Annotated in this window: 17 protein-coding genes and 1 rRNA gene; 6 read left to right on the top strand and 12 right to left on the bottom strand. The window is 67.8% G+C overall.

The features are described from left to right. Positions 1–384 precede the first annotated feature (384 nt). From msrB to HW466_RS29215, 4 genes are all read left to right on the top strand, one after another. Positions 385–918, top strand: coding sequence for a peptide-methionine (R)-S-oxide reductase MsrB (gene msrB / locus HW466_RS29230; RefSeq protein WP_059506250.1), 534 nt, complete (start codon positions 385–387; stop codon positions 916–918). A 35-nt stretch (positions 919–953) separates the two neighbouring features. Then, positions 954–2,834, top strand: a complete 1,881-nt coding sequence (locus tag HW466_RS29225; RefSeq protein ID WP_174905998.1) for a cytochrome c biogenesis protein DipZ — start codon at positions 954–956, stop codon at positions 2,832–2,834. A 60-nt stretch (positions 2,835–2,894) separates the two neighbouring features. Next, entirely contained in the window at positions 2,895–3,638 is a 744-nt protein-coding gene (gene msrA / locus HW466_RS29220) for a peptide-methionine (S)-S-oxide reductase MsrA (protein ID WP_059506278.1), read from the top strand. A 248-nt stretch (positions 3,639–3,886) separates the two neighbouring features. After that, positions 3,887–5,002: an aromatic ring-hydroxylating oxygenase subunit alpha gene (locus HW466_RS29215; RefSeq protein ID WP_059506254.1), complete on the top strand. Its 1,116-nt coding sequence runs from the start codon at positions 3,887–3,889 to the stop codon at positions 5,000–5,002. Positions 5,003–5,064: 62 nt separating this feature from the next. On the opposite strand, the gene HW466_RS29210 is transcribed toward HW466_RS29215, so the two are convergent. The 8 genes from HW466_RS29210 to HW466_RS29175 all read right to left on the bottom strand — a co-directional run bounded on the left by HW466_RS29210 (position 5,065) and on the right by HW466_RS29175 (position 15,777). Beyond that, the gene (locus HW466_RS29210) at positions 5,065–5,454 is read right to left on the bottom strand and encodes a cytidine deaminase (RefSeq protein ID WP_059450114.1); all 390 of its coding nucleotides are present in this window, start codon (positions 5,452–5,454) and stop codon (positions 5,065–5,067) included. A 126-nt stretch (positions 5,455–5,580) separates the two neighbouring features. Then, positions 5,581–6,897 carry a thymidine phosphorylase gene (deoA, locus tag HW466_RS29205; protein WP_174905999.1) on the bottom strand — a complete coding sequence of 439 codons (1,317 nt, stop codon included), beginning with the start codon at positions 6,895–6,897 and terminating at the stop codon, positions 5,581–5,583. A gap of 20 nt (positions 6,898–6,917) precedes the next feature. Further along, positions 6,918–8,192, bottom strand: coding sequence for a NupC/NupG family nucleoside CNT transporter (locus tag HW466_RS29200; RefSeq protein WP_059450116.1), 1,275 nt, complete (start codon positions 8,190–8,192; stop codon positions 6,918–6,920). A 325-nt stretch (positions 8,193–8,517) separates the two neighbouring features. Beyond that, complete coding sequence (gene hydA / locus HW466_RS29195) at positions 8,518–9,975, bottom strand: dihydropyrimidinase (protein WP_059450117.1); 1,458 nt, start codon at positions 9,973–9,975, stop codon at positions 8,518–8,520. 46 nt (positions 9,976–10,021) lie between these two features. After that, positions 10,022–11,530 carry an NCS1 family nucleobase:cation symporter-1 gene (locus HW466_RS29190; protein WP_059943172.1) on the bottom strand — a complete coding sequence of 503 codons (1,509 nt, stop codon included), beginning with the start codon at positions 11,528–11,530 and terminating at the stop codon, positions 10,022–10,024. A gap of 99 nt (positions 11,531–11,629) precedes the next feature. Then, positions 11,630–12,937, bottom strand: a complete 1,308-nt coding sequence (gene preA, locus HW466_RS29185; protein ID WP_151004476.1) for an NAD-dependent dihydropyrimidine dehydrogenase subunit PreA — start codon at positions 12,935–12,937, stop codon at positions 11,630–11,632. A 91-nt stretch (positions 12,938–13,028) separates the two neighbouring features. Further along, positions 13,029–14,366 (bottom strand): NAD(P)-dependent oxidoreductase, encoded by a 1,338-nt coding sequence (locus HW466_RS29180; protein ID WP_151004478.1) that lies wholly within the window; start codon positions 14,364–14,366, stop codon positions 13,029–13,031. Positions 14,367–14,496: 130 nt separating this feature from the next. Beyond that, entirely contained in the window at positions 14,497–15,777 is a 1,281-nt protein-coding gene (locus HW466_RS29175) for a Zn-dependent hydrolase (protein ID WP_059506264.1), read from the bottom strand. A 361-nt stretch (positions 15,778–16,138) separates the two neighbouring features. Here HW466_RS29175 and HW466_RS29170 point away from each other — a divergent pair, with 361 nt between their 5' ends. Then, positions 16,139–16,831, top strand: coding sequence for a TetR/AcrR family transcriptional regulator (locus HW466_RS29170; RefSeq protein WP_059797886.1), 693 nt, complete (start codon positions 16,139–16,141; stop codon positions 16,829–16,831). Between the two features lie 111 nt (positions 16,832–16,942). On the opposite strand, the gene HW466_RS29165 is transcribed toward HW466_RS29170, so the two are convergent. Genes HW466_RS29165 through HW466_RS29155 form a run of 3 tightly spaced genes read right to left on the bottom strand, consistent with a single transcriptional unit; the run spans position 16,943 to position 20,613 of the window. Further along, positions 16,943–18,133, bottom strand: coding sequence for an acetyl-CoA C-acetyltransferase (locus HW466_RS29165; protein WP_060345949.1), 1,191 nt, complete (start codon positions 18,131–18,133; stop codon positions 16,943–16,945). Between the two features lie 18 nt (positions 18,134–18,151). Then, positions 18,152–18,919: a 3-hydroxyacyl-CoA dehydrogenase gene (locus tag HW466_RS29160; RefSeq protein WP_151004480.1), complete on the bottom strand. Its 768-nt coding sequence runs from the start codon at positions 18,917–18,919 to the stop codon at positions 18,152–18,154. 20 nt (positions 18,920–18,939) lie between these two features. After that, positions 18,940–20,613 carry an acyl-CoA synthetase gene (locus HW466_RS29155; RefSeq protein ID WP_151004482.1) on the bottom strand — a complete coding sequence of 558 codons (1,674 nt, stop codon included), beginning with the start codon at positions 20,611–20,613 and terminating at the stop codon, positions 18,940–18,942. Between the two features lie 135 nt (positions 20,614–20,748). Here HW466_RS29155 and HW466_RS29150 point away from each other — a divergent pair, with 135 nt between their 5' ends. Further along, positions 20,749–21,753 carry an AraC family transcriptional regulator gene (locus tag HW466_RS29150; RefSeq protein WP_151004484.1) on the top strand — a complete coding sequence of 335 codons (1,005 nt, stop codon included), beginning with the start codon at positions 20,749–20,751 and terminating at the stop codon, positions 21,751–21,753. A gap of 158 nt (positions 21,754–21,911) precedes the next feature. Here the strand turns inward: HW466_RS29150 and rrf are convergent. Continuing rightward, positions 21,912–22,010: ribosomal RNA gene (rrf, locus tag HW466_RS32360) — 5S ribosomal RNA — on the bottom strand; the annotation flags it as partial.

Here is a 22,010-nt window from a genome sequence, read left to right as displayed (position 1 = left end):
CGCGCACCATGCATTGGCTACCGCAACCTGCCGATTCAGCCGTGCGTACCAGACGCTCGCCGCACTCGTCCTCACAGGCAGGCAGCGCTCGAGCAGCAGTCCGATTCGATCGGCATGTCAAAGGACGATGTGCCGACACGCTGCACCTGCTGCAGCGCTCCAGATAGCGATGGACCGCCACTACAGCAAGTTGCTCATCGTGAACAAAAGGCAACGCTTCGAGCGCAGCCCACCCCGCGTCTGTCCAACGCTCATCCGAATCCCGTCACACCCCGACGCACCACCCGGCCAATCATCACAATTCATTTAACTTTCCGTGAGGACTTCGACACCGGCCGCTGTCTACGATGGGCGCATGTTTTCAGGACCTGCCCGGAGCCCATCATGCCCACCCGCAGACATCTGCTGCTGTTCGCCGGCACCACCGGCCTCGCCGCGCTTGCGACGCTATCGTCCGCCGGTCGGCGCGCGCTGATCGGCCGCGCGTTCGCCGCATCGTCGGCCACGCCGCAAACGGCCGCCCCTTTCGAGGTCACCCTGAGCGACGCCGAATGGCATCGCCGGCTCACGCCCGCCCAATACGCGATCCTGCGCGACGCCGGCACCGAGCGGCCGTACAGCAGCGCGCTGAACGACGAACATCGCCCCGGCACGTTCGCGTGCGCGGGCTGCGGCCTCGCGCTGTTCTCGTCGGCCACCAAGTTCGACAGCCACACCGGCTGGCCGAGCTTCTGGAAACCGCTCGACCATGCGGTCGCGACCGATGCCGACACGTCGTTCGGGATGGTCCGCACCGAAGTCCACTGCCGCCGCTGCGGCGGCCATCTCGGGCACGTGTTCGACGACGGCCCGCCGCCCACCGGGCTGCGCTACTGCATGAACGGCCTCGCGCTCGTCTTCCACCCGGCCGCCGCCTGATCCGGCCCTACCTCCGACCGACTGGAGAACGCACCATGCTGCTCATCGTCCTTGCCTATCTCGGCGGCGTGCTCACGATCCTGAGCCCGTGCATCCTGCCCGTGCTGCCGTTCGTGTTCGCGCGCGCCGACCAGCCGTTCGTGCGCACCGGCCTGCCGCTGCTGGCCGGGATGGCGCTCACGTTCGCCGTCGTCGCGACGCTCGCCGCCGTCGGCGGCGGTTGGGTCGCGCAGGCCAACCAGGCCGGCCGCTGGGCCGCCATCGTGCTGCTCGCGCTGTTCGGGCTGACGCTGCTGATGCCGCGCGTCGCCGAACACCTGACGCGCCCGCTCGTCGCCGCAGGCAACCGGCTCACCGGCCTCGCGCAGCGCGACGGCCGCCCGGCCGGGCCGCTGTCGTCGCTGCTGCTCGGCGTCGCCACCGGCCTGCTGTGGGCGCCTTGCGCGGGCCCGATCCTCGGGCTCGTGCTGACCGGCGCCGCACTGCGCGGCGCGAGCGTCGGCACGACGCTGCTGCTGGTCGCGTATGCGGCCGGCGCGGCAACGTCGCTCGGCGTCGCGCTCGTGATCGGCGGCAAGGTGTTCGCCGCGATGAAGCGCTCGCTCGGCGCGGGCGAATGGATCAAGCGCGGGATCGGCGCCGCGCTGCTGGCCGGCGTCGGCGCGATCGCGCTCGGCCTCGATACGGGGGCGCTTGCGCAGTTGTCGACCGTCACGACGGGCGGACTCGAGACGAAGCTCGTCGCGCGACTCGGCGGGCACTCGGGCGGCGCGCCGGCCGCGATGTCCGCGACGGGCACCCCGGCGGACGGCCCGGCAGACCGCACCGCGGCCGGTTCGGGCGGCGCGATGATGTCCGCGACGGCCGATGCCGCGCAATCCGGCGGCGCGATGATGCGCGCGGCGGATGTCTCGCCCGCGACGCCGGCACCGGCCGCGCTGCCCGTCGAAGGCACGCTGCCGTCGCTCGACGGCGCCGTGCAGTGGCTGAATTCCCCGCCGCTTACCGCGGCCGGGCTGCGCGGCAAGGTCGTGCTCGTCGACTTCTGGACGTATTCGTGCATCAACTGCCTGCGCACGCTGCCGTACACGACTGCCTGGGCACGCAAGTACGCGCCGTACGGCCTCGTCGTGATCGGCGTGCATGCCCCCGAGTTCGCATTCGAGCGCGACATCGGCAACGTGAAGAAGGCCGTGCACGACCTCGGCATCGATTTTCCGGTCGCGATCGACAATCACTACACGATCTGGCGCGCGTTCAGCAACGAATACTGGCCGGCACACTACTTCGTCGACGCGCAGGGACGCGTGCGCCGCCATCATTTCGGCGAAGGCGAATATGCGGAATCGGAACGCGCGATCCAGTCGCTGCTCGCCGAGGCCGGCCACCCGGAAGCGCTGAAGGTGCCGCTCGGGCTCGCCGGCGCGCCCGCGAAAGGCGCGCTCGCGGCGGCCGACAGCGCGGACGTCCGTTCGCCTGAAACCTATGTCGGCTATGCGCGCGCGGACGGCTTCACGTCGCCGGGCGGCGTCGTACGCGACACGGCACACCGCTACGACGCGCCCGCGCACGCCGGCCTGAACGACTGGGGCCTCGCCGGCACCTGGCAGGTCGGCGCCGAACGCGCGTCGCTCGCCGCGCCGTCCGGCCGCATCGTCTACCGCTTCCATGCACGTGACCTGCACCTTGTGCTCGGCCCCGGTGAAAACGGCAAGCCGGTGCGCTTTCGCGTGACGCTCGACGGCACCGCGCCCGGTGCCGCACACGGCGCCGACGTCGATGCGCGGGGCTACGGGACGGTCACCGGGCAGCGCCTGTACCAGCTCGTCCGTCAGCCCGGCGCAATCGCCGATCGCACGTTCGCGATCGAGTTTCTCGATCCGGGTGTCGATGCGTACGCGTTCACGTTCGGTTGAACGAGTGCGATGCCGACACCCGATCGCCGTCTTCCCCAACGCATCTCAAAGGAGCCAATGATGAACCCGACACCGACCCGCGCTTCCACGCCGCGACGGCGCGCGGCAATGCTGCGCCGCATCGGCGCGCTCGCCGTCGCGGCCGCCGCCGTGTTCGGCTACCAGCGCGTCGTCAACTCCGCCGAGCCGATGCGCACCGTGCCCGCGCCGACGGTCGACGAAACGCCCGGCGCATCGCACGACGAGACGGCCGTGTTTGCCGGCGGTTGCTTCTGGGGCGTGCAGGGCGTGTTCGAGCACGTGAAGGGCGTGAAGCAGGTCACGGCCGGTTATGCGGGCGGCGCGTCCGAAACCGCGCACTATGCGCTCGTCGGCTCCGGGCTGACGGGGCATGCGGAATCGGTACGCATCGTCTACGACCCGACGCAGATCACCTACGGCCGGCTGCTGCAAGTGTTCTTCTCGGTCGCCCACGATCCGACCCAGCTCAACCGGCAAGGCCCCGACGAAGGGTCGCAATACCGGTCCGCAATCTTCCCGACCACCGCGCGGCAACGCGCGGTCGCGACCGCGTACATCGCGCAGCTCGGCACCGCGCATGCGTTCCCGGCGCCGGTCGTCACGCGCGTCGAGGACTACAAGGGGTTCTATCCGGCCGAGGCGTATCACCAGAACTATCTCGAACTGCATCCCGACGCGCCGTACATCGCGTTCAACGACCTGCCGAAGGTCGCCGGGCTGAAACACTATTTCCCGGCGCTGTACCGTGCCGACCCGGTGCTGTGGCGCGATGCGCGCTCGTGATCGGCAACCGGCCGCGTGACGGCGTGCGGCCCGTCGCGCGGCCGTAGCCGTAGCCACGGCCCGGCAGCGTCGTATAGCTCACGTGCCGGCCACGCCCCCGGTTTGCGCCGCATCAAGCAGCCCGCACTCGCCGTGCCGGTGCAAACCCGCATCGCATCTGCCATGCGATGCAACTTCGCGTAGACTTCTCCCAAGCCACGCCGCTTGTTGCGGCGTCCGGACCACCGTCCAGCCAGGAGGCGTCACGCATGCGCGCAGTGCCTTTGTCTGACAGCGGCACCTTCGAAGAACCGTCCACCGGCGCGGTCGTGCGCGACCTGCGCCGCGTGCCCATCCATCCCGATCACTGGTATCCGCTTGCCTGGTCGCGCGAACTGAAGCGCGGCAAGACGCTCGGCGTGCGCTTCGCCGGCGATCCGATCGTGCTCGTGCGCACCGAATCCGGCGCCGTGCATGCACTCGAAGATCGTTGCGCGCACCGCCAGGTGCCGTTGCATGCGGGCGTCGTCAGCGGTGAAACGCTGCGCTGCTGCTATCACGGCTGGACCTACGCGTGCGACACCGGCCGCTGCGTCGACGTGCCCTATCTCGGCCGCGAGCGCTTGCCCAACGGCGTGCGCGCCTATCCGTGCCGCGAGGCGCACGGGCTGATCTTCGTGTTCCCCGGCGACGCGACGCTCGCCGACGAACGCCCGTTCCCCGCGCTCGCATCCGCGGACGACCCGGCATTCAAGACGCGCCGCTTCGGCCGCGAGGTCAAGTGCCACTACTCGTTCATGCACGAGAACCTGATGGACATGAACCATCAGTTCCTGCATCGCAAGCAGATGGGGCAGATGCGGGCACGCTCGATCGGCCGGCGGCGCGGCGACGACTGGGTCGAGGTCGATTACACGTTCGCGCGCATGGAAGGCAAGCAGCCGGTCGGCGAGGCGCTCGTGTTCGGCTCGAGCAAGAAGCCCGGCGACCAGGCCAACAAGAGCGTGATGACGGTGCGCACCGGCTACCCGTACCAGACGCTGCAGATCCGTTCGAGCGAAGGCACGCTGGTGATGGATCTGTGGATCGTCTATGTGCCGCTCGACGAGCAACAACGCACCAACCGCACGTTCGGGCTGCTGTCGATCCACAAGCCGCGCATTCCGTTCGCGCTCGATCTCGCGTGGCCGCTGCTCGTCTGGTTCACCGAGCGGATCTTCCGCGAGGATCGCTGGATCGTCGAGCGCGAGCAGGAAGCGCACGACCGGCAGGGCGCCGACTGGAACCACGAGGTGTTTCCGGTCATCAACGAACTGCGCGACCTGCTGCGCCAGTGCGGCGCGCGAACGGTGATCCCGATCCGCGACGCGCGCGACGGCGCGTGATACGCGCGGCGTGATACGCGCGGCGTGATACGTGCGGCGTGCGGCGCGCCGAGGCGAGTGCGTTACAGGCTGAATGCGCCCGGCAGCAACGCGCGGGCCGTCGTGACCTCGACGGCCCCTTTCAGGTTGGCCAGGATCACTTCGATGTCGGGCATGCCGATCTCGATGATCACCTGACGGCACGCGCCGCACGGCGCGATCGGGCCGTCCGTGTCGCCGATCACCGCGAGCCGCGCGAAGTCGCCCGGACGATAGCCGGCGGCAATCGCCGCGAACATCGCCGTGCGTTCCGCGCAATTGCACAGTCCGTACGACGCGTTCTCGACGTTGCAGCCGTGAAAAACCGTTCCGTCGCGCGCCTCCAGCGCAGCGCCGACCTTGAAGCGCGAATACGGCGCATATGCGCGCTCGCGCGCCGCCCTGGCCTGTTCGATCAGCTCGTCTCGTTCCATCTCGATGGTGCCTCCAGTGGTGGGCCGGGATGCATCGACGCGACGCACCTCGGTCCGCACGATACTCCCGTCATGTGAAGCAGGCGTCGATACCCGCACGCTCCGCCGCGCCGGCATCGGCGCCTGTCAGCCGATCTGCTCGTAGATGGTCGGCGGCGCATCGCCCGTCTCGCCCAGCACGTAGCTTTGCCGTACTTCCTCCACCGCACGGGCGGCGGCCGCGTCGTCGCGGGCATGTACGTAGCCGAGCGGCTGGCCGGCTTCGACACGCTGGCCGATCTCCGCGAGCGCCGTCAGGCCGACACGGTGGTCGATCGCATCCTCGGCGCGCGTGCGGCCGCCGCCGAGCGCGACGACCGCGAGCCCGAGCGCGCGGCAATCGACCCGCTTCACCACGCCGCTCGCGGGCGACGGAACCGGCACGATCGCATTCGCCCGCGCAAGATGACGCGCGGGCGCTTCGATCAGGTCCGCCGGGCCGCCGAGCGCCGCCACCATTCTCGCGAAGCGTTCCGCCGCGGCGCCCGAATCGAGCACCTGCAGCAACATCGTGCGCGCGTCGGCGACATCGCGCGCCAGCCCGGCGGTCACGAGCAACTGCGCCGACAGCGCCATCGTGACGTCGTGCAGGCGCGCCGGTCGCGACTTGCCCGTCAGGTAGTCGATCGCACAGGCCACCTCGAGCGCATTGCCCGCGCACGGCGCGAGCGACTGGTTCATGTCGGTCAGGATCGCGGTCGTCTTCATGCCCGCGCCGTTGCCGACGTCGACGATGCTGCGTGCCAGCTCCGCCGATTTCGCGGCAGTCGGCATAAACGCGCCCGAGCCGACCTTGACGTCCATCACGAGCCCGTCGAGCCCCGCCGCGAGCTTCTTCGACAGGATCGACGCGGTGATCATCGCGACCGACTCGACGGTCGCCGTCACATCGCGAATCGCATAGATGCGCTTGTCGGCCGGCGCGAGCCGCGCGGTTTGCCCGATGATCGCGACACCGACGTCACGCACGGTGCGGCGAAACGTGTCCGGGTCCGGTGTCACGTCGTAGCCGGCGATCGCACCGAGCTTGTCGAGCGTGCCGCCGGTATGGCCGAGCCCGCGCCCCGAGATCATCGGCACATAGCCGCCGCATGCGGCCACCATCGGCCCGAGCATCAGCGACACGACATCGCCGACGCCGCCCGTCGAATGCTTGTCGATGACCGGTCCGCCGAGATCGAGCGCGCGCCAGTCCAGCACGTCGCCGGAATCGCGCTGCGCGAGCGTCAACGCGACGCGCTCGTCGGTGCTCAGGTCGTTGAAGTACACGGCCATCGCGAACGCCGCCACCTGGCCCTCGGTCACGCTGCCGTCGGTCACGCCGCGCACGAACGCGGCAATCTCGTCGCGATCGAGCGGCTGCCGGTCGCGCTTGCGGCGAATGAATTCCTGCGGCAGAAACATCGTTGCGTCTCCTCGATCGCTCAGTGCAGCGAAAAGAACAGGCCGGCGATCGCCGCGCTCATCAGGTTCGACAAGGTCGCGGCCGTCAGCGCACGCAAGCCGTGCCGCGCGACTTCCGAGCGGCGCTCGGGCGCGACCGCGCTGAAGCCGCCCGCGAGAATGGCGATCGACGAGAAGTTCGCGAAGCCGCACAGCGCGAACGACACGATCGCGAGCGTCTTCGGGTCGAGCACTTGAAGGCCGGCCGCCGCGACGTGCTCGCCGCCCTTCAGATACGGCGACAAGTCACCGTACGCGACGAACTCGTTGAAGATCAATTTCTCGCCGATGAAGTTGCCGGCCAGCGCGGCGTCGTGCCACGGCACGCCGATGATCCACGCAAGCGGTGCGAACAGGTGACCGATGATGCCCAGCAGCGTCACCTGCGGAAAGCCCGCGAACGCGGCCACGCCGCCGACGATGAGGTTCATCAGCGCGATGAGTCCGACGAACGCGATCAGCATCGCGCCGACGTTGATCGCGATCCGCAGCCCCACCGACGCGCCGGACGCCGCCGCCTCGATCACGTTGGCCGCGCGCTTGTCGTCGAAATCGAGCCCGTCGACCACGACGCGGCTCGGCTCCACGGTCGGAAACAGCAGCTTGCCGAACAGCAGCCCGCCCGGCACTGCCATGAACGACGCGGCAAGCAGGTACTCCATCTTCACGCCGAGGCCGGCGTAGCCGACCAGCACCGAGCCCGCGACCGATGCCATGCCGCTCGCCATCACCGTGAAGATCTCGGCGCCCGTCATGTGCCGCACGAACGGCTTCACGAGCGCGGGCATTTCGCTCTGCCCGAGAAAGATCGTTGCGACGGCCGAGCACGCCTCGATGCGGCTCACGCCGAGCACTTTCGCGAGCCCCGCGCCGAGGATCGCGACGATCCACTTCATCACGCCGATGTAGTAGAGCACCGAGATCAGCGCGGTGACGAAGATGATCATCGGCAGCACGCGCAGGCCGAACACGAACCCGCCGTCGCCGAACAACTGGAACATCCGGGCGTCGACGAGCCCGCCGAACACGAACGCGATGCCGTGATTGCCCATGTCGAGCACGCGGTTGACACCGTTCGCCGCAGCCGCCAGCGCCGCGCGGCCGGACGGCACGAACAGCACCAGCGCGCCGATCGCGAACTGTGTGAGCAGCGCGGCGATCAGGGTTCGGCCGCTCACCGCGCGCCGATTGTTCGACAGCAGATAGGCCACCATCAGCAGGAACAGCATACCCAGGAGACTGCGCAGAATATCCACCTCGTACTCCTTGCTCTCTATGTTTATTGGATTGCTCGGCAGGGCGGCCCGGCTCGCCCTTGTCACGCCGTCGGTGGATATTACTCGCCGTCATGCACGACGACAACGCAAACAAAATGGCAAGCGCCATGCGGTTTCGCTGGCGCCGTGAATTTACCAAGTTCTCCTATGTACATGAAGATTGCACGGACGCGACGAGGCTCGACCCGTCCCACATATTGAGCGAATTGACCGGGAGGCCGAGAAGAGGCAGTGACGGTGATGCATGAACGCGCGCGGGGCGATCCGAACGGGCACGCCCCGCGCAACCGACGAAATGCGCGGCTCAGCCCGCGCGTTCGACCGGATGCGGCTCGCGCAGCCGGTTCGCGATGCGCGCGGCTTCGTAGTAGCCGGCCGCGGGCGGCCGCTTCAGATAGCGACCCGCGCCGCGCACCGCACGCAGCTCACCGTCGGCCCAGGCAAGCGCACCGCGCGTCAGCGTATGCGTCGCGACGCCCTGCACCGTCATCCCTTCGAACACGTTGAAGTCGACCTGCTGGTGATGGGTCTTCACCGAGATCGTCTTCGTCGCTGCGGGATCCCACACGACCAGATCGGCATCGGCGCCCACTTGCACGGCCCCCTTGCGCGGATACAGGTTGAAGATCTGCGCGGCGTTGGTCGACGTGATCCGCACGAACTCGTTCGGCGTGATGCGGCCATGATTCACGCCGTGATGCCACAGCACCGACATCCGATCCTCGACACCGCCGCAGCCGTTCGGAATCTTCGTGAAGTCCTCGCGGCCCATCGCCTTCTGCGACGCGCAGAACACGCAGTGATCGGTCGCCGTCGTATGCAGCTGCCCCGCCTGCAGCCCGCGCCACAGCGCCTCGCGATGCTCGGCCGAGCGGAACGGCGGGCTCATCACATGTGCGGCCGCGCGCGTCCAGTCCGGATCGCGATACACCGACTCGTCGATCACCAGGTGTCCCGGCAGCACTTCGCCGAATACGCGCAACCCTTCGCTGCGCGCGCGCGTGATCGCATCGACCGCGTCCTTCGCGGATACGTGCACGATATACACGGGCACGCCGAGCACCTGCGCGATGCGGATGGCGCGGTTCGCGGCCTCGCCCTCCACCTCGGGCGGTCGCGACAACGGATGCGCCTCCGGGCCCGTCATCCCGCGCGCGAGCAGCGCCTGCTGAAGCCGGAACACGAGTTCGCCGTTCTCCGCGTGCACCGTGGGCAGCGCGCCGAGTTCGAGCGAACGCGAGAAGCTGTTCACGAGCACCTCGTCGTCGGCCATGATCGCGTTCTTGTACGCCATGAAGTGCTTGAAACTCGACACGCCGTGCTCGCGCACGAGCGTGCCCATGTCGCGGTGCACCGATTCGTCCCACCACGTGACGGCCACGTGGAAACCGTAGTCGGCCGCGGCCTTCTCTGCCCAGCCGCGCCATTCGTGAAATGCGTCCATCAGCGGCTGCTTCGGGCTGGGAATCACGAAATCGATGATGCTGGTCGTGCCGCCCGACAGCCCGGCGGCCGTGCCCGAATAGAAGTCGTCGCTCGCCGTCGTGCCCATGAACGGCAGTTCCATGTGCGTATGCGGATCGATGCCGCCCGGCATCACGTACTGGTCGTGCGCGTCGACCACCGTCGCGCCGGCCGGCGCGTCGATCGTCTCCGCGATCTGCAGGATCGTGCCGCCGTCCTGCGGGTCGGCACACAGTACGTCCGCGCGATAGGTGCGGTCCGCATCGACCACGGTGCCGCCGCGAATCAGGATTGCCATTTGCTTGCCTCCTCGTTGACTGTCGAGTGCCGCATGCGCTCGCGCATCACGCGCTCGCGATCTGCGCGCGCTGTCCGGCGCGCCACTTCATCCAGGTACCGTACACGCCGGACGCCAGCACGAGCCCGACGAACCACGCATACGTGTAGAGCGTATTGAAGAACGCCGGCACGTTCGGGAACGACGCCGGAAACGCGGTATGCAGGAAGCCGGGCAGGTTCGGCAGCACGCCGATCGCGAGCGCGGCCAGCGCGGCCGGGTTCCAGCCGCGTGCGTAGCTGAAGTCGCCGCGCTCGTCGAACAACGCGCGCGTGTCGAGCCGCGTGCCGCGAATCAGGAAGTAGTCGACCATCAGGATGCCCGCGACCGGCCCGAGCAGCGCCGAGTAGCCGACGAGCCAGGTGAAGATGTAGCCGTCCGTCGTCGCAAGGATCTTCCACGGCATCATCACGATCGCGAGCGTCGCGGTGATCAGCCCGCCCGTGCGGTACGAGATTGCCTTCGGCCACAGGCTCGAGAAATCGTAAGCAGGACCGACCAGGTTCGCCGCAAGATTGCAGCACATCGTGTCGAGCGTGAGAATCACGAGCGCGATGCCGACGCCGATGCCGGTCATCCGGCTCGTCAGATCGATCGGATCCCAGATCGCGTTGCCGTAGATCACGACGGTGGCCGACGTCACCACGACCGACACCACCGACAGCAGTGCCATCGGCAGCGGCAGCCCGATCGATTGCCCGATCACCTGGTCGCGCTGCGAATGCGCGAAGCGCGTGAAGTCGGGAATGTTCAGCGCGAGCGTTGCCCAGAAGCCGACCATCGCGGTCAGGCCCGGCCAGAACGTCGCCCAGAAGAGCCCGGCCTTCTTGCCGCCCGCAACGAACTGCGACGGCGCCGACAGCATCGTGCCGAAGCCGCCCGCCTGCGACGTCGCCCACCACACGAGCGCGATGCACATCACGACCTTGATCGGCGCGGACCAGCTCTCGAGCCAGCGGATCGAATCGGTGCCATGCCAGATGAAGTACAGCTGCAGCGCCCAGAACACGAGGAAGCACGCGAGCTGCCCGAACGAAATGCCGATGAGCGGCAGCGCGGCGCCGTGCAGCGCGTTACCGGTCAGGATGTTCAGCAACGTGTAGATCGCGCTGCCGCCGAGCCAGCTCTGGATGCCGTACCAGCCGCACGCGACGATCGCGCGCAGCATCGCGGGCAGCTTCGCGCCCTGTGTGCCGAACGACGCGCGCACGAGCACTGCATACGGAATTCCATGCTTCGCGCCCGCATGACCGATCAGCAGCATCGGCACGAGCACGATCAGGTTGCCGAGCAACACCGTCAGCACCGCCTGCCAGGGCGACATGCCTTCCTGGATCAACCCGGCCGCGAGCATGTACGACGCGATGTTCATCACCATCCCGACCCACAGCGCCGCGAAGTGATACCAGCGCCATGTGCGCTGCGCCATCGTCGTCGGGGCGAGGTCGTCGTTGTACAGGCTGCCGCCCGGCGCCGCGGCGCTGTCGGGATCGGCGGGAATCGCTGCTGGTTTCATCGGACGCGCTCCACGTAAACGTCAGTGCCGGCATCGCGAGATGCCGGCAGGACAGGACACAAGCAGCAGCGCGAGCGATCCCGCGCCGCCGGCCGTCGGTCAGGCAGCCTTCGCGTGCTTCGCGGGTTCCGCCGGGCTCGCGCCGGCGTCGGCACGCGCCGGGTTGTTCGGATGCGTGGTCCAGTTCGCATAGTCGCCCGCGTCGACCCGCTCCATCGTGATGCATTGCTCGACCGGACACACATGCATGCAAAGATTGCACCCGACGCACTCCGCATCCACCACCTCGAAGTGCCGCACGCCGTCCTTCTCGGCCGTGATCGCCTGGTGCGCCGTGTCCTCGCACGCGATATGGCACAACCCGCACTGGATGCAGCGGTCCTGGTCGATGCGCGCCTTGATGTCGTACTTCAGGTTCAGGTATTTCCAGTCGGTCACGTTCGGCACCGCGCGCCCGCGCACGTCGTCGAGCGTCGCGTAGCCCTTCTCGTCCATCCAGTTCGACAGCCCGTCGGCGAGATCCGATACGATCCGGAATCCGTAATGCATCGCGGCGGTGCACACCTGCACGCTTCCGGCGCCGAGCACGATGAACTCGGCCGCGTCGCGCCACGACGAAATTCCGCCGATGCCGGAGATCGGCAGGTTCGGCGTTTCCGGGTCACGCGCAATCTCCGCGACCATGTTCAGCGCGATCGGCTTGACTGCCGGCCCGCAGTATCCGCCGTGCGTGCCCTTGCCGTCGACGGTCGGCATCGGCGCCATCTGGTCGAGATCCACCGCGACGATCGAGTTGATCGTGTTGATCAGCGACACGCCGTCCGCGCCGCCCTTGTAGGCGGCGCGCGAGCCCATCCGGATGTCGCTGATGTTCGGCGTGAGCTTCACGAGACACGGCAGCTTCGTGCCTTCCTTGACCCAGCGCGTGACCATCTCGACGTATTCCGGCACCTGCCCGACGGCCGCGCCCATTCCGCGTTCGCTCATCCCGTGCGGGCAACCGAAGTTCAGCTCGACCGCATCGGCGCCCGTATCCTCGACCAGCGGCAGGATCCATTTCCAGTCGCGCTCGTTGCACGGCACCATCAGCGACACGATCAGCGCGCGGTCGGGCCAGTCGCGCTTCACCTGCGTGATCTCTTTCAGGTTCACGTCGAGCGGGCGGTCGGTGATCAGCTCGATGTTGTTCAACCCGGCGATCCGCTGGCCGTTCCACTGCACCGCGCCGTAGCGCGAGCTGACGTTGACGACGTGCGGATCGAGCCCGAGCGTCTTCCAGACGACGCCGCCCCAGCCCGCCTCGAACGCGCGATTGACGTTGTACGCCTTGTCGGTCGGCGGCGCGGAGGCGAGCCAGAACGGATTCGGCGAGGTGATGCCTGCGATGGTGCAGCGAAGGTCGGCCATGTTCGGCTCCGTGAAAAGGGGGGCGTTTATCGTGATCCGCGTGGCGCGCGCCATGCATGCGCCGTGCGCGATGCCGTTGCGTATGCCGTGCTCACGCGGCCTTGGCGGCACGCTGCGCGAGCGCCGCGTCGATCGCCGCCGCCGCACGCTTGCCGTCCTGTACGGCCTGCACCGTGAGGTCGATGCCGTCCGTCGCCGCGCAATCGCCGCCGGCCCATACGTCGGGCAATGCCGTGCGTCCGTCCGCGTCGACCGCGATGCGCGAACCGTCCGCGGTCAGCAGCGCGGCGGCGACACCGTCCGGCGCCAGCGTCTGGCCGATCGCCTTCAGCACCATGTCGGCGTCGACGGTGAAACGCTCGCCCGACGCGGCCTCGAATTCGACGCCCGTCACGTGCCCGTCCGCACCCGCGATGCGCACCGGCTTCGCGTGCGTGATGAGCGTGACGCCGCTCTTTTGCGCGAATTCGCGTTCGGCCCAGGTCGCGCTCATCGCGTCCACGCCACGGCGATACAGCATCGTCACGCGCTCCGCGCCGAGCTTGCGGCTTTGCACCGATGCGTCGATCGCCGTGTTGCCGCCGCCGATCACGACCACCCGCCGCCCGACCGGCACGTTCTCCAGCGCGTCGGCCTGCCGCACCTGCTCGATGAAGTCGACCGCGTCCATCACGCCGGTCAATTGCTCGCCGTCGATCGCGAGCGTGCGCACGCCGCTGAGGCCGATCGCGAGAAACACCGCGTCATGCCGTTCGCGCAGCGCATCGAGCGTCACGTCGCGGCCGAGCGCGACGCCCGTTTCCAGCGCGATGCCGCCGACCGACAACAGCCACGCCACTTCGCGCTGCGCGAAATCGTCGACCGTCTTGTACGCAGCGATCCCGTATTCGTTCAGGCCGCCCGCCTTCGGCCGGGCATCGAACAGCGTGACGCGATGCCCGGCGAGCGCGAGCCGGTGTGCGCAGGCCAGCCCGGCCGGCCCTGCGCCGACCACCGCGACATGCCGCCCCGTGTCGAGTGCGCGCGTGAATCGCACAGCGCCGCTCGCCATCGCCCAGTCGGTCGCATGCCGCTGCAGCGCGCCGATCGCAACCGGCTGCGCGTCCTGATGATTGCGCACGCACGCGCCTTCGCAGAGGATCTCGGTCGGACACACGCGTGCGCACATCCCGCCGAGCGGATTCGCGGACAGGATGTCGGTCGCGGCACCTTTCAGATTGCCGTTGCCGATCTTGCGGATGAAGCCCGGAATGTCGATCTGCGTCGGGCAGGCCTGCACGCACGGTGCGTCGTAGCAGTAGTGGCAGCGGCTGGCGGCGGCCGCGGCGGCAGTCGGATCGAGCAGCGGCGCGATATCGGCGAATTCGCACGAGAGTTGCGTGGACGACAGGCGATGCGCGGCGATATCGCCGGTTGGCTTGGTGGTCATACGCGTTCCTTCGACTGAGTGGAGACAAAGCCGTCCCCGCCGCCTGCGAATGCGCAGTCGGGGCGGTCATGCATCAGGAGTGCTACGGTTACGTGATGCGCAGCCTGCCCGCCGCGCTATACCCGATCCATCATGAAGCCGGCTCGCATGCGCGCGACAGCATCGCGTGCAGCAGCACGTTCGCGCCGGCCTCGATCCATGCAGGCGTCGCGTCCTCGATCTCGTTGTGACTGATGCCGTCGACGCAGGGCACGAACACCATCGACGTCGGCGCGACCTGCGCCAGGTAACACGCGTCATGACCCGCGCCCGACACGATGTCGCGATGCGAGTAACCGAAGCGATCGGCCGCGTCGCGCACGGCCGCGACGCAGGCCGGATCGAACGCGACGGGCTTGTAGTAGAAAATCTGCTCGAGCGCGGTTTCGAGCCCGATCTCGCCCGCGATGCGCGCGACGCCATCGCGCAGCGCGGCGTCCATCTTCGCGAGCACGGCGTCGTCCGGGTGACGGAAATCGACGGTGAAGAACACACGCCCCGGAATCACGTTGCGCGAGTTCGGGTGAACCTGCATCATCCCGACCGTCGCGCAGCCGAACGGCGCGTGATCGAGGCCGATCCGGTTCACGAGATCGACCACGCGCGATGCGCCGAGCAGCGCGTCGCGGCGTCGCGGCATCGGCGTCGGCCCCGCATGTGCTTCCTGCCCCGTGAACGTGATCTCGTACCAGCGCTGCCCCTGCGCGTCGGTCACGACGCCGATCGTCTTGCACTCCGCCTCGAGAATCGGCCCCTGCTCGATATGCAGTTCGAACGCCGCATGCAGCTTGCGACCACCGCACGGCACGTCGCCCGCGTAGCCGATACGCGCGAGTTCCTCGCCGATCGTCTTGCCGTCGACGTCCTTGCGCGACAGCCCGTACTCGAGCGGGAACACGCCCGCGAACACACCCGACGCGACCATCGCCGGCGCGAAACGCGAACCTTCCTCGTTGGTCCAGATCACGACCTCGACCGGATGTTCGGTCTCGATGCCGTGATCGTTCAGACTCCGAATCACTTCGAGGCCGCCCAGCACGCCGTAGATGCCGTCGAAGCGGCCGCCCGTCGGCTGCGAATCGGCGTGCGATCCGGTGACGACCGGCGCCGCGTCGGCCACGCGCCCCGCGCGACGCATGAACACGTTGCCCATCGTATCGACCGTGACCGTGCAGCCGGCGGCTTTCGCCCAGCCGACGATCAAGTCGCGTCCGGCCTTGTCGAGATCGGTCAGCGCGAGGCGGCAGACGCCGCCCTTCGGCGTCGCGCCGATCTTCGCGACCTCCATCAGGCTGTCCCACAACCGCCTGCCGTCGACCTTGATCGACGTGTCGAATGCTGCCCGCTTCACTGTTTCCGATACCGCGTCCATTCGTATCGCTCCTGTGGGTCGGTCATGCCGTCGTTCCGGTCGCCGCCGGTGCGCGCATTGCCGCTGTCGGGGCAAATCCGCACCGGCGAGGTGCGGATGCGCATCGTTCTCGTGATTCGTCCGGTCGCTCGGCGGATTGCCGGCACTGCATTCCGTCGATCGTCAAATCCTGTCCGATTGGACAGGTTTTAGACGATCAAAATGCACAGCGCAATGCCTTTCTTGCGTAAATCGAAGGAGCGAGAAACGTGCCACCGCATCGCAGCATCGCGCGCGACGATTTGTGGGGGCATGTGCGATCGACGCGAACCAGCGGCTAGAATGAAGCGCAACGCGGCATGCGAGCCGCGCGAGGGTGACGATGAGACATGACGAAGCGGCCGCCGAAGCCACCAGCGACGACGAAACCAACACGCCTTTGCGGCGACGCAAGGCGCACATCCGCGAGTCCAACGAGGCGCATCTGCTGGCCTGTGCGGAAGCCGTATTCGCGGAGCGCGGGCTCGACGGCGCGAGCACCGCAATGATCGCCGAACGTGCGGGCCTACCGAAAGCGAACCTGCATTACTACTTCCCGACGAAGCTTGCGCTGTACCGTCGCGTGCTCGACGACCTGTTCGAAGACTGGCACCGCGCGGCCGGCTCGTTCGAGGCCGGCGACGATCCGGTCGAGGCGATCGGTGGCTACGTGCGCGCGAAGATGGATCTGTCGCGGCGGCGCCCGCTCGGCTCGAAGGTCTGGGCCAACGAGATCATCCACGGTGCCGCGCACATGCAGGACATCCTGTCGGAGCGCGTGAAGCCCTGGTTCGACACGCGCGTGACGGTAATCGAAGGCTGGATCGCGCGCGGGCTGCTCGCGCCGATCGATGCGCACGCGTTGATGTACCTGATCTGGGCGACCACCCAGCACTACGCGGATTTCGATGCGCAGATCCGCGCGCTGAGCGGCAAGCGTGCGTTCACGCAGAAGGCGTTCGCGGAGAAGACCGAGCAGGTCGTGCAGCTCGTGATCCGCGCGTGCGGGGCGGTGTCGCCGGGAGGGAGCGCGTAACGCGATCGTACGCCCCGGGAAAGTGAAACGGGCGACGTGCACGAGGGCCGCCGCCCGCATCGCGATACGGCATGCGTGCCGTATCGCGCGTGATGCGTCGATACGCTAGCGTTACGCGACGCGCTCGATCGCGATCGCCGTCGCCTCGCCGCCGCCGATGCACAGCGACGCGACGCCGCGCTTCAGCCCGTATGCTTCGAGCGCGGCCAGCAGCGTCACCATCACGCGTGCGCCCGATGCACCGATCGGATGGCCCAGCGCGCATGCGCCGCCGTGCACGTTGACCTTGTCGTGCGACAGGTCGAGATCGCGCATCGCGGCCATCGCCACCACCGCGAAGGCCTCGTTGATCTCGAACAGGTCGACATCGCGCAGGTTCCAGCCGGTTTTCTCCGACAGCTTGCGGATCGCGCCGATCGGCGCCGTCGCGAACAGGCCGGGCTTGTTCGCGTAGGTCGAGTGCCCGACGATCACCGCCTTCGGCGCGAGGCCAAGCCGGTCCGCTTCCGAGCGACGCATCATCACGAGCGCGGCAGCGCCGTCCGAAATCGACGACGAATTGGCCGCCGTCACCGTACCGCCTTCGCGGAAAGCCGGCTTGAGCGTCGGAATCTTGTCGAGCTTCGCCTTGCCCGGCTGCTCGTCGATCGACACGACGGCTTCCGTCTTGCCGGCCTTCACGGTCACCGGTGCGATCTCCGACACGAAGCGCCCTTCCGCGATCGCGCGTTGCGCGCGCGTCAGCGATGCGATCGCGAACGCATCCTGCTCGTCACGCGTGAACTGGTAAGCCTGCGCGCAATCCTCCGCGAACGTGCCCATCAGCCGGCCCTTGTCATATGCGTCCTCGAGCCCGTCGAGGAACATGTGGTCGAGCACCTGGCCATGCCCCATGCGCATCCCGGCACGCGCTTTCGGCAGCAGATACGGCGCATTCGTCATGCTCTCCATCCCGCCCGCGACCGCCACGTCGGCCGATCCGGCCAGCAGCAGGTCGTGCGCGAACATCGCGGCCTTCATCCCCGAGCCGCACATCTTGTTGACCGTGGTCGCGCCCGTCGCCAGCGGCAAGCCGGCCTTCAGCGCAGCCTGCCGCGCCGGCGCCTGTCCCTGGCCGGCCGGCAGCACACAGCCGAACACGATTTCATCGATGCGCTCGGCCGGCACCCGCGCGCGTTCGAGCGCCGCGCGAATCGCCACCGCGCCGAGCTCGCTCGCATTGGCCGCGGCCAGGTCGCCCTGAAAACCACCCATCGGCGTGCGCGCAGCGCCGACGATTACGATCGGATCCTGTGTCGTCATGATTGCATTCCTCCAGTGTCAGCGCGGTGCCATGCGCAGCGCGCCATCGAGACGGATGACTTCGCCGTTCAGCATCGTATTCTCGGCGATGTGGCGCACCAGCGCCGCGAATTCCTCCGGGCGGCCGAGCCGCGGCGGAAACGGTACGCTCTTGCCGAGCGCGTCCTGCACGTCCTGCGGCATGCCGGCCATCATCGGCGTCGCGAAGATGCCCGGCGCGATCGTCACCACGCGAATGCCGAATCGCGCGAGCTCGCGCGCGATCGGCAGCGTCATACCGACCACGCCGCTCTTCGATGCCGCATACGCGGCCTGCCCGATCTGGCCGTCGAACGCCGCGACCGATGCGGTATTGACGATCACACCACGCTCGCCTTCCGCGTCGGCGTCCTGCTTCGACATCGCTTCCGCAGCCAGCCGGATCATGTTGAACGTGCCGACCAGATTGATCGACACCGCCCGCGCGAAGCGATCGAGCGAATGCGGGCCTTCGCGGCCGACGACCTTCTCGCCCGGTGCGACGCCCGCGCAATTCACGAGCGCGTCGATGCGGCCGAACGCGTCGCGCGCGGCGGCAACGGCGGCCTGCCCGTCGGCTTCGCTCGTCACGTCGGTCTTCACGAAGCGCGCAGCCGCGCCGAGCTCGTGCGCGAGGTTCGCACCGGCGTCTTGATTCACGTCCAGCAGCACGGCCTTGCCGCCTTCCGCGACCACCATGCGCGCCACCGCCGCACCGAGGCCCGAACCGGCGCCCGTAATCAGAAAAACGCGATCGTTGATTTTCATTTGCAGTCCGTATTCAGTATTCAGGATTGAGCGGTCTTCTCGGCTTCCAGCTTGCGCAGCACGAAGCGTTGGATCTTGCCGCTCGGGGTTTTCGGCAGCGCGTCGACGAAGTCGATCGCGCGAGGATAGGCGTGTGCCGACAGCCGCCGCTTCACATGCTGGCTCAGTTCGTCGGCCAGCGCCGGTGTGCCGTCGAAGCCTTTGGACAGCACGACGAACGCCTTGACGATTTCCGTGCGCTCGGGGTCGGGCACGCCGATCACCGCGGCCTCGCTGACGGCCGGATGCTCGATCAGCGCGCTTTCCACGTCGAACGGTCCGATCCGGTAGCCGGACGACGTGATCACGTCGTCCGCGCGGCCGATAAAGCTCACGGTGCCGTCCGGCTCGAGCTCGACGTTGTCGCCCGTCCGGTAATAGCCGCCCGCGATCGCCGGCGTGTCTTGCTGCCAGTAACCGTGGAACCACAGCAACGGCGAGCGCGCGATGTCGATCGCGAGGATCCCGGGCTCGCCGGGGCCAAGCTCGCGGCCGGCTTCGTCAAGCACCGCGACGCGATAGCCGGGCATCGCCAAGCCCGCCGAACCGGCATGGACGACGTGCGTGAGCCCGTGATGATTGTTCACGACCATCCCGAGTTCGGTCTGGCCGTAGTGATCGTAGATCGGCGCGCCGAGTGCCGCGTGGAACCAGCGCACGACTTCCGGATTCAGCGGTTCGCCCGCGCTGCTGACGACCCGCAGTTGCCCTTTCAGGTGCGCGGCCGCTTCGGTGCCGGCCGCCATCAGCATCCGGTACGCGGTCGGCGAGCCCGCCAGGCTCGTGATGCCGAGCCGTTCGATCATGTCGTAGGTGCTGTCGACCGTGAAGCTGCCCTCGTATAACGTCGTCGCATGGCCGAGCAACAGCGGGCCCGTAATCGCGTAATAAAGGCCGTATGCCCAGCCCGGATCGGCGATGTTCCAGAAGCGATCGCTGGCGCGCAGGTCCACCGCGTCGCGCATGTACGCGCCGAACGCGAGCAGTGCGCGCAGCGGCACCGGCACGCCCTTCGGCAAACCGGTCGTGCCCGACGTCGACATCATCATGAACAGGTCGGTGCCCTTGCGCGGGACCGGTTCGAATACGTCGGACTGCGCGTCGAGTGCCGCGCGGAAATCGATGTCACCTGACGGCAGCGCGTCGCCCGACTCGCGAACCGTCGCGACACGCGGGCATTCGACGACATCGTCGAGCTTCGCGCGGTTTGCAGTGTTCGTGACGACCAGCCGCGCATCGCTCATGCGCAACCGGTGCTCGATCGCCTTCGGGCCGAACGCAGTGAAGAGCGGCTGATAGATGGCGCCCGCGCGCCACGTGCCGAGAATCGTCGCGACAAGTTCTGGCGTGCGGGGCAACAGGCCAGCCACCACGTCGCCCGGCTTCACGCCCTGCTCGGCCAGCAGATTCGCGACCCGCGCGGAGAGCGCCTGCATCTGCGCGAACGTAAAGCTGCGATGCTGGCCGCCCGCGTCGATCCAGTCCAGCGCGATCGCGTCCGGGTTCGCCGCCGCATGCCGGTCGCAGCATTCGACGCAGGCATTCAGGCCCTGCTCCAGATCGCCGTAAAGCGTTGCGGCGGCGGTCTCGATACGAAATCCGGCCACCGCGTCGGCGTAGGCCGGCACCACCCGGGCGGTTGCTCCATCACGCATGCGTGTCTCCTGTTCGTTATGCCCGCCGGCGAACCGGGGTATATCGATGATGGTAGACAGCCGTCACATTGCAATCAATGACAAACAGAATCTAGAATCGTGATCGCTTTTGCCATGTCTGGAGGACATGAAAAAATGGGGCCGCAGATGATTTCACCGGATTTCGTCGAGGATGCGCTCGAGAGTTTGCGCAGGCGGCGGATTCCGACGGAGCCCGTCCTGCGCATTGCCGGCCTGCCGGCTGCCGTGCGCGAGCCCGTCACGCCGCAGCAGTACGGGCGCCTGTGGCTGGCGATCGCCAACGCGATCGACGATGAATTCTTCGGACTCGCGGCGCGGCCGATGCGGCGCGGCAGCTTCACGCTGCTGTGTCATGCGGTCCTGCACGCGGGCACGCTCGAGAAGGCGCTGCGGCGAGCGCTGCAGTTTCTGCGCGTGGTGCTCGACGAACCGCGCGGCGAGCTCGTGGTCGCCGACGGTCAAGCACAGATCGTCCTCACGCAGACAGGCGCACCGTATTCGGCATTCGCTTACCGGACGTTCTGGTTGATCCTGCTCGGCGTCGCCTGCTGGCTGATCGGTCGACGCATTCCGTTGCAGCGCATCGATTTCGCGTGCCCAAGCCCGGACCAGCGCAGCGACTACCATCAGTTCTTCGGTGTGCCCGTCCATTTCGACCGCCCGGACAGCCGGCTCGCATTCAACGCCGCATACCTCGCGCTGCCGACGATCCGCTCCACGCAGGCCCTGAAAACCTTCCTGCGCGGCGCGCCCGGCAACCTGCTCGTGCGCTATCGGCACGACACAGGCTGGGTCGCAAAGACGCGCGCGCATCTGAAGGCGCAGCCGGCCGCCGAATGGCCGGACTTCGACACGCTGGCCACGCGCCTCGGCACGACGCCCGCGACGCTGCGGCGACGCCTGCGCAGCGAGGGGCAGAGCTTCGCTTCGATCAAGGACGAGCTACGAGGCGCGCTGGCCCAGTCGCTGCTGCGCGGAGATACGCTCAGCGTCGCGGAAATCGCGGTAGAACTCGGTTTTACCGAGCCCAGCGCATTTCATCGCGCGTTCCGGAAATGGACAGGAACGAGCCCGGGCGCGTTTCGGCGGGATGTCAATGCGGCGCAGGCGGAGCATTGAATTGCAGTGCGGGGCACTGCGCGGACGAAACCGGAGTAGCCTCGATCGAATAGCCGTGGTGCCGAAATGCGAGGGCCGCCGTAGTCGGCGTGCCGATTTTGACGCTCCAAATGCAAAAACCCCCGCCTGTTTGGGCGGGGGTTTCTGGCTTGAGGGGAGCCTGACGATTACCTACTTTCACACGGGAATCCGCACTATCATCGGCGTAGAGTCGTTTCACGGTCCTGTTCGGGATGGGAAGGGGTGGGACCGACTCG

This window comes from Burkholderia territorii, from assembly GCF_902833055.1.
GTDB lineage: Bacteria > Pseudomonadota > Gammaproteobacteria > Burkholderiales > Burkholderiaceae > Burkholderia > Burkholderia territorii.
Note: the sequence above shows the minus strand (reverse complement) of the source record. Positions and strands in the feature narration are given on the sequence as shown.

Coding starts and splice junctions, on each gene's coding strand:
- hydA (WP_059450117.1), bottom strand. CDS start 9,975: ATGGCAATCCTGATTCGCGGCGGCACCGTGGTCGATGCGGACCGCACC.
- HW466_RS29190 (WP_059943172.1), bottom strand. CDS start 11,530: ATGAAACCAGCAGCGATTCCCGCCGATCCCGACAGCGCCGCGGCGCCG.
- HW466_RS29180 (WP_151004478.1), bottom strand. CDS start 14,366: ATGACCACCAAGCCAACCGGCGATATCGCCGCGCATCGCCTGTCGTCC.
- HW466_RS29215 (WP_059506254.1), top strand. CDS start 3,887: ATGCGCGCAGTGCCTTTGTCTGACAGCGGCACCTTCGAAGAACCGTCC.
- HW466_RS29155 (WP_151004482.1), bottom strand. CDS start 20,613: ATGCGTGATGGAGCAACCGCCCGGGTGGTGCCGGCCTACGCCGACGCG.
- HW466_RS29150 (WP_151004484.1), top strand. CDS start 20,749: ATGGGGCCGCAGATGATTTCACCGGATTTCGTCGAGGATGCGCTCGAG.
- HW466_RS29210 (WP_059450114.1), bottom strand. CDS start 5,454: ATGGAACGAGACGAGCTGATCGAACAGGCCAGGGCGGCGCGCGAGCGC.
- HW466_RS29175 (WP_059506264.1), bottom strand. CDS start 15,777: ATGGACGCGGTATCGGAAACAGTGAAGCGGGCAGCATTCGACACGTCG.
- msrA (WP_059506278.1), top strand. CDS start 2,895: ATGAACCCGACACCGACCCGCGCTTCCACGCCGCGACGGCGCGCGGCA.
- HW466_RS29165 (WP_060345949.1), bottom strand. CDS start 18,133: ATGACGACACAGGATCCGATCGTAATCGTCGGCGCTGCGCGCACGCCG.
- HW466_RS29225 (WP_174905998.1), top strand. CDS start 954: ATGCTGCTCATCGTCCTTGCCTATCTCGGCGGCGTGCTCACGATCCTG.
- HW466_RS29170 (WP_059797886.1), top strand. CDS start 16,139: ATGAGACATGACGAAGCGGCCGCCGAAGCCACCAGCGACGACGAAACC.
- HW466_RS29160 (WP_151004480.1), bottom strand. CDS start 18,919: ATGAAAATCAACGATCGCGTTTTTCTGATTACGGGCGCCGGTTCGGGC.
- preA (WP_151004476.1), bottom strand. CDS start 12,937: ATGGCCGACCTTCGCTGCACCATCGCAGGCATCACCTCGCCGAATCCG.
- msrB (WP_059506250.1), top strand. CDS start 385: ATGCCCACCCGCAGACATCTGCTGCTGTTCGCCGGCACCACCGGCCTC.
- deoA (WP_174905999.1), bottom strand. CDS start 6,897: ATGTTTCTGCCGCAGGAATTCATTCGCCGCAAGCGCGACCGGCAGCCG.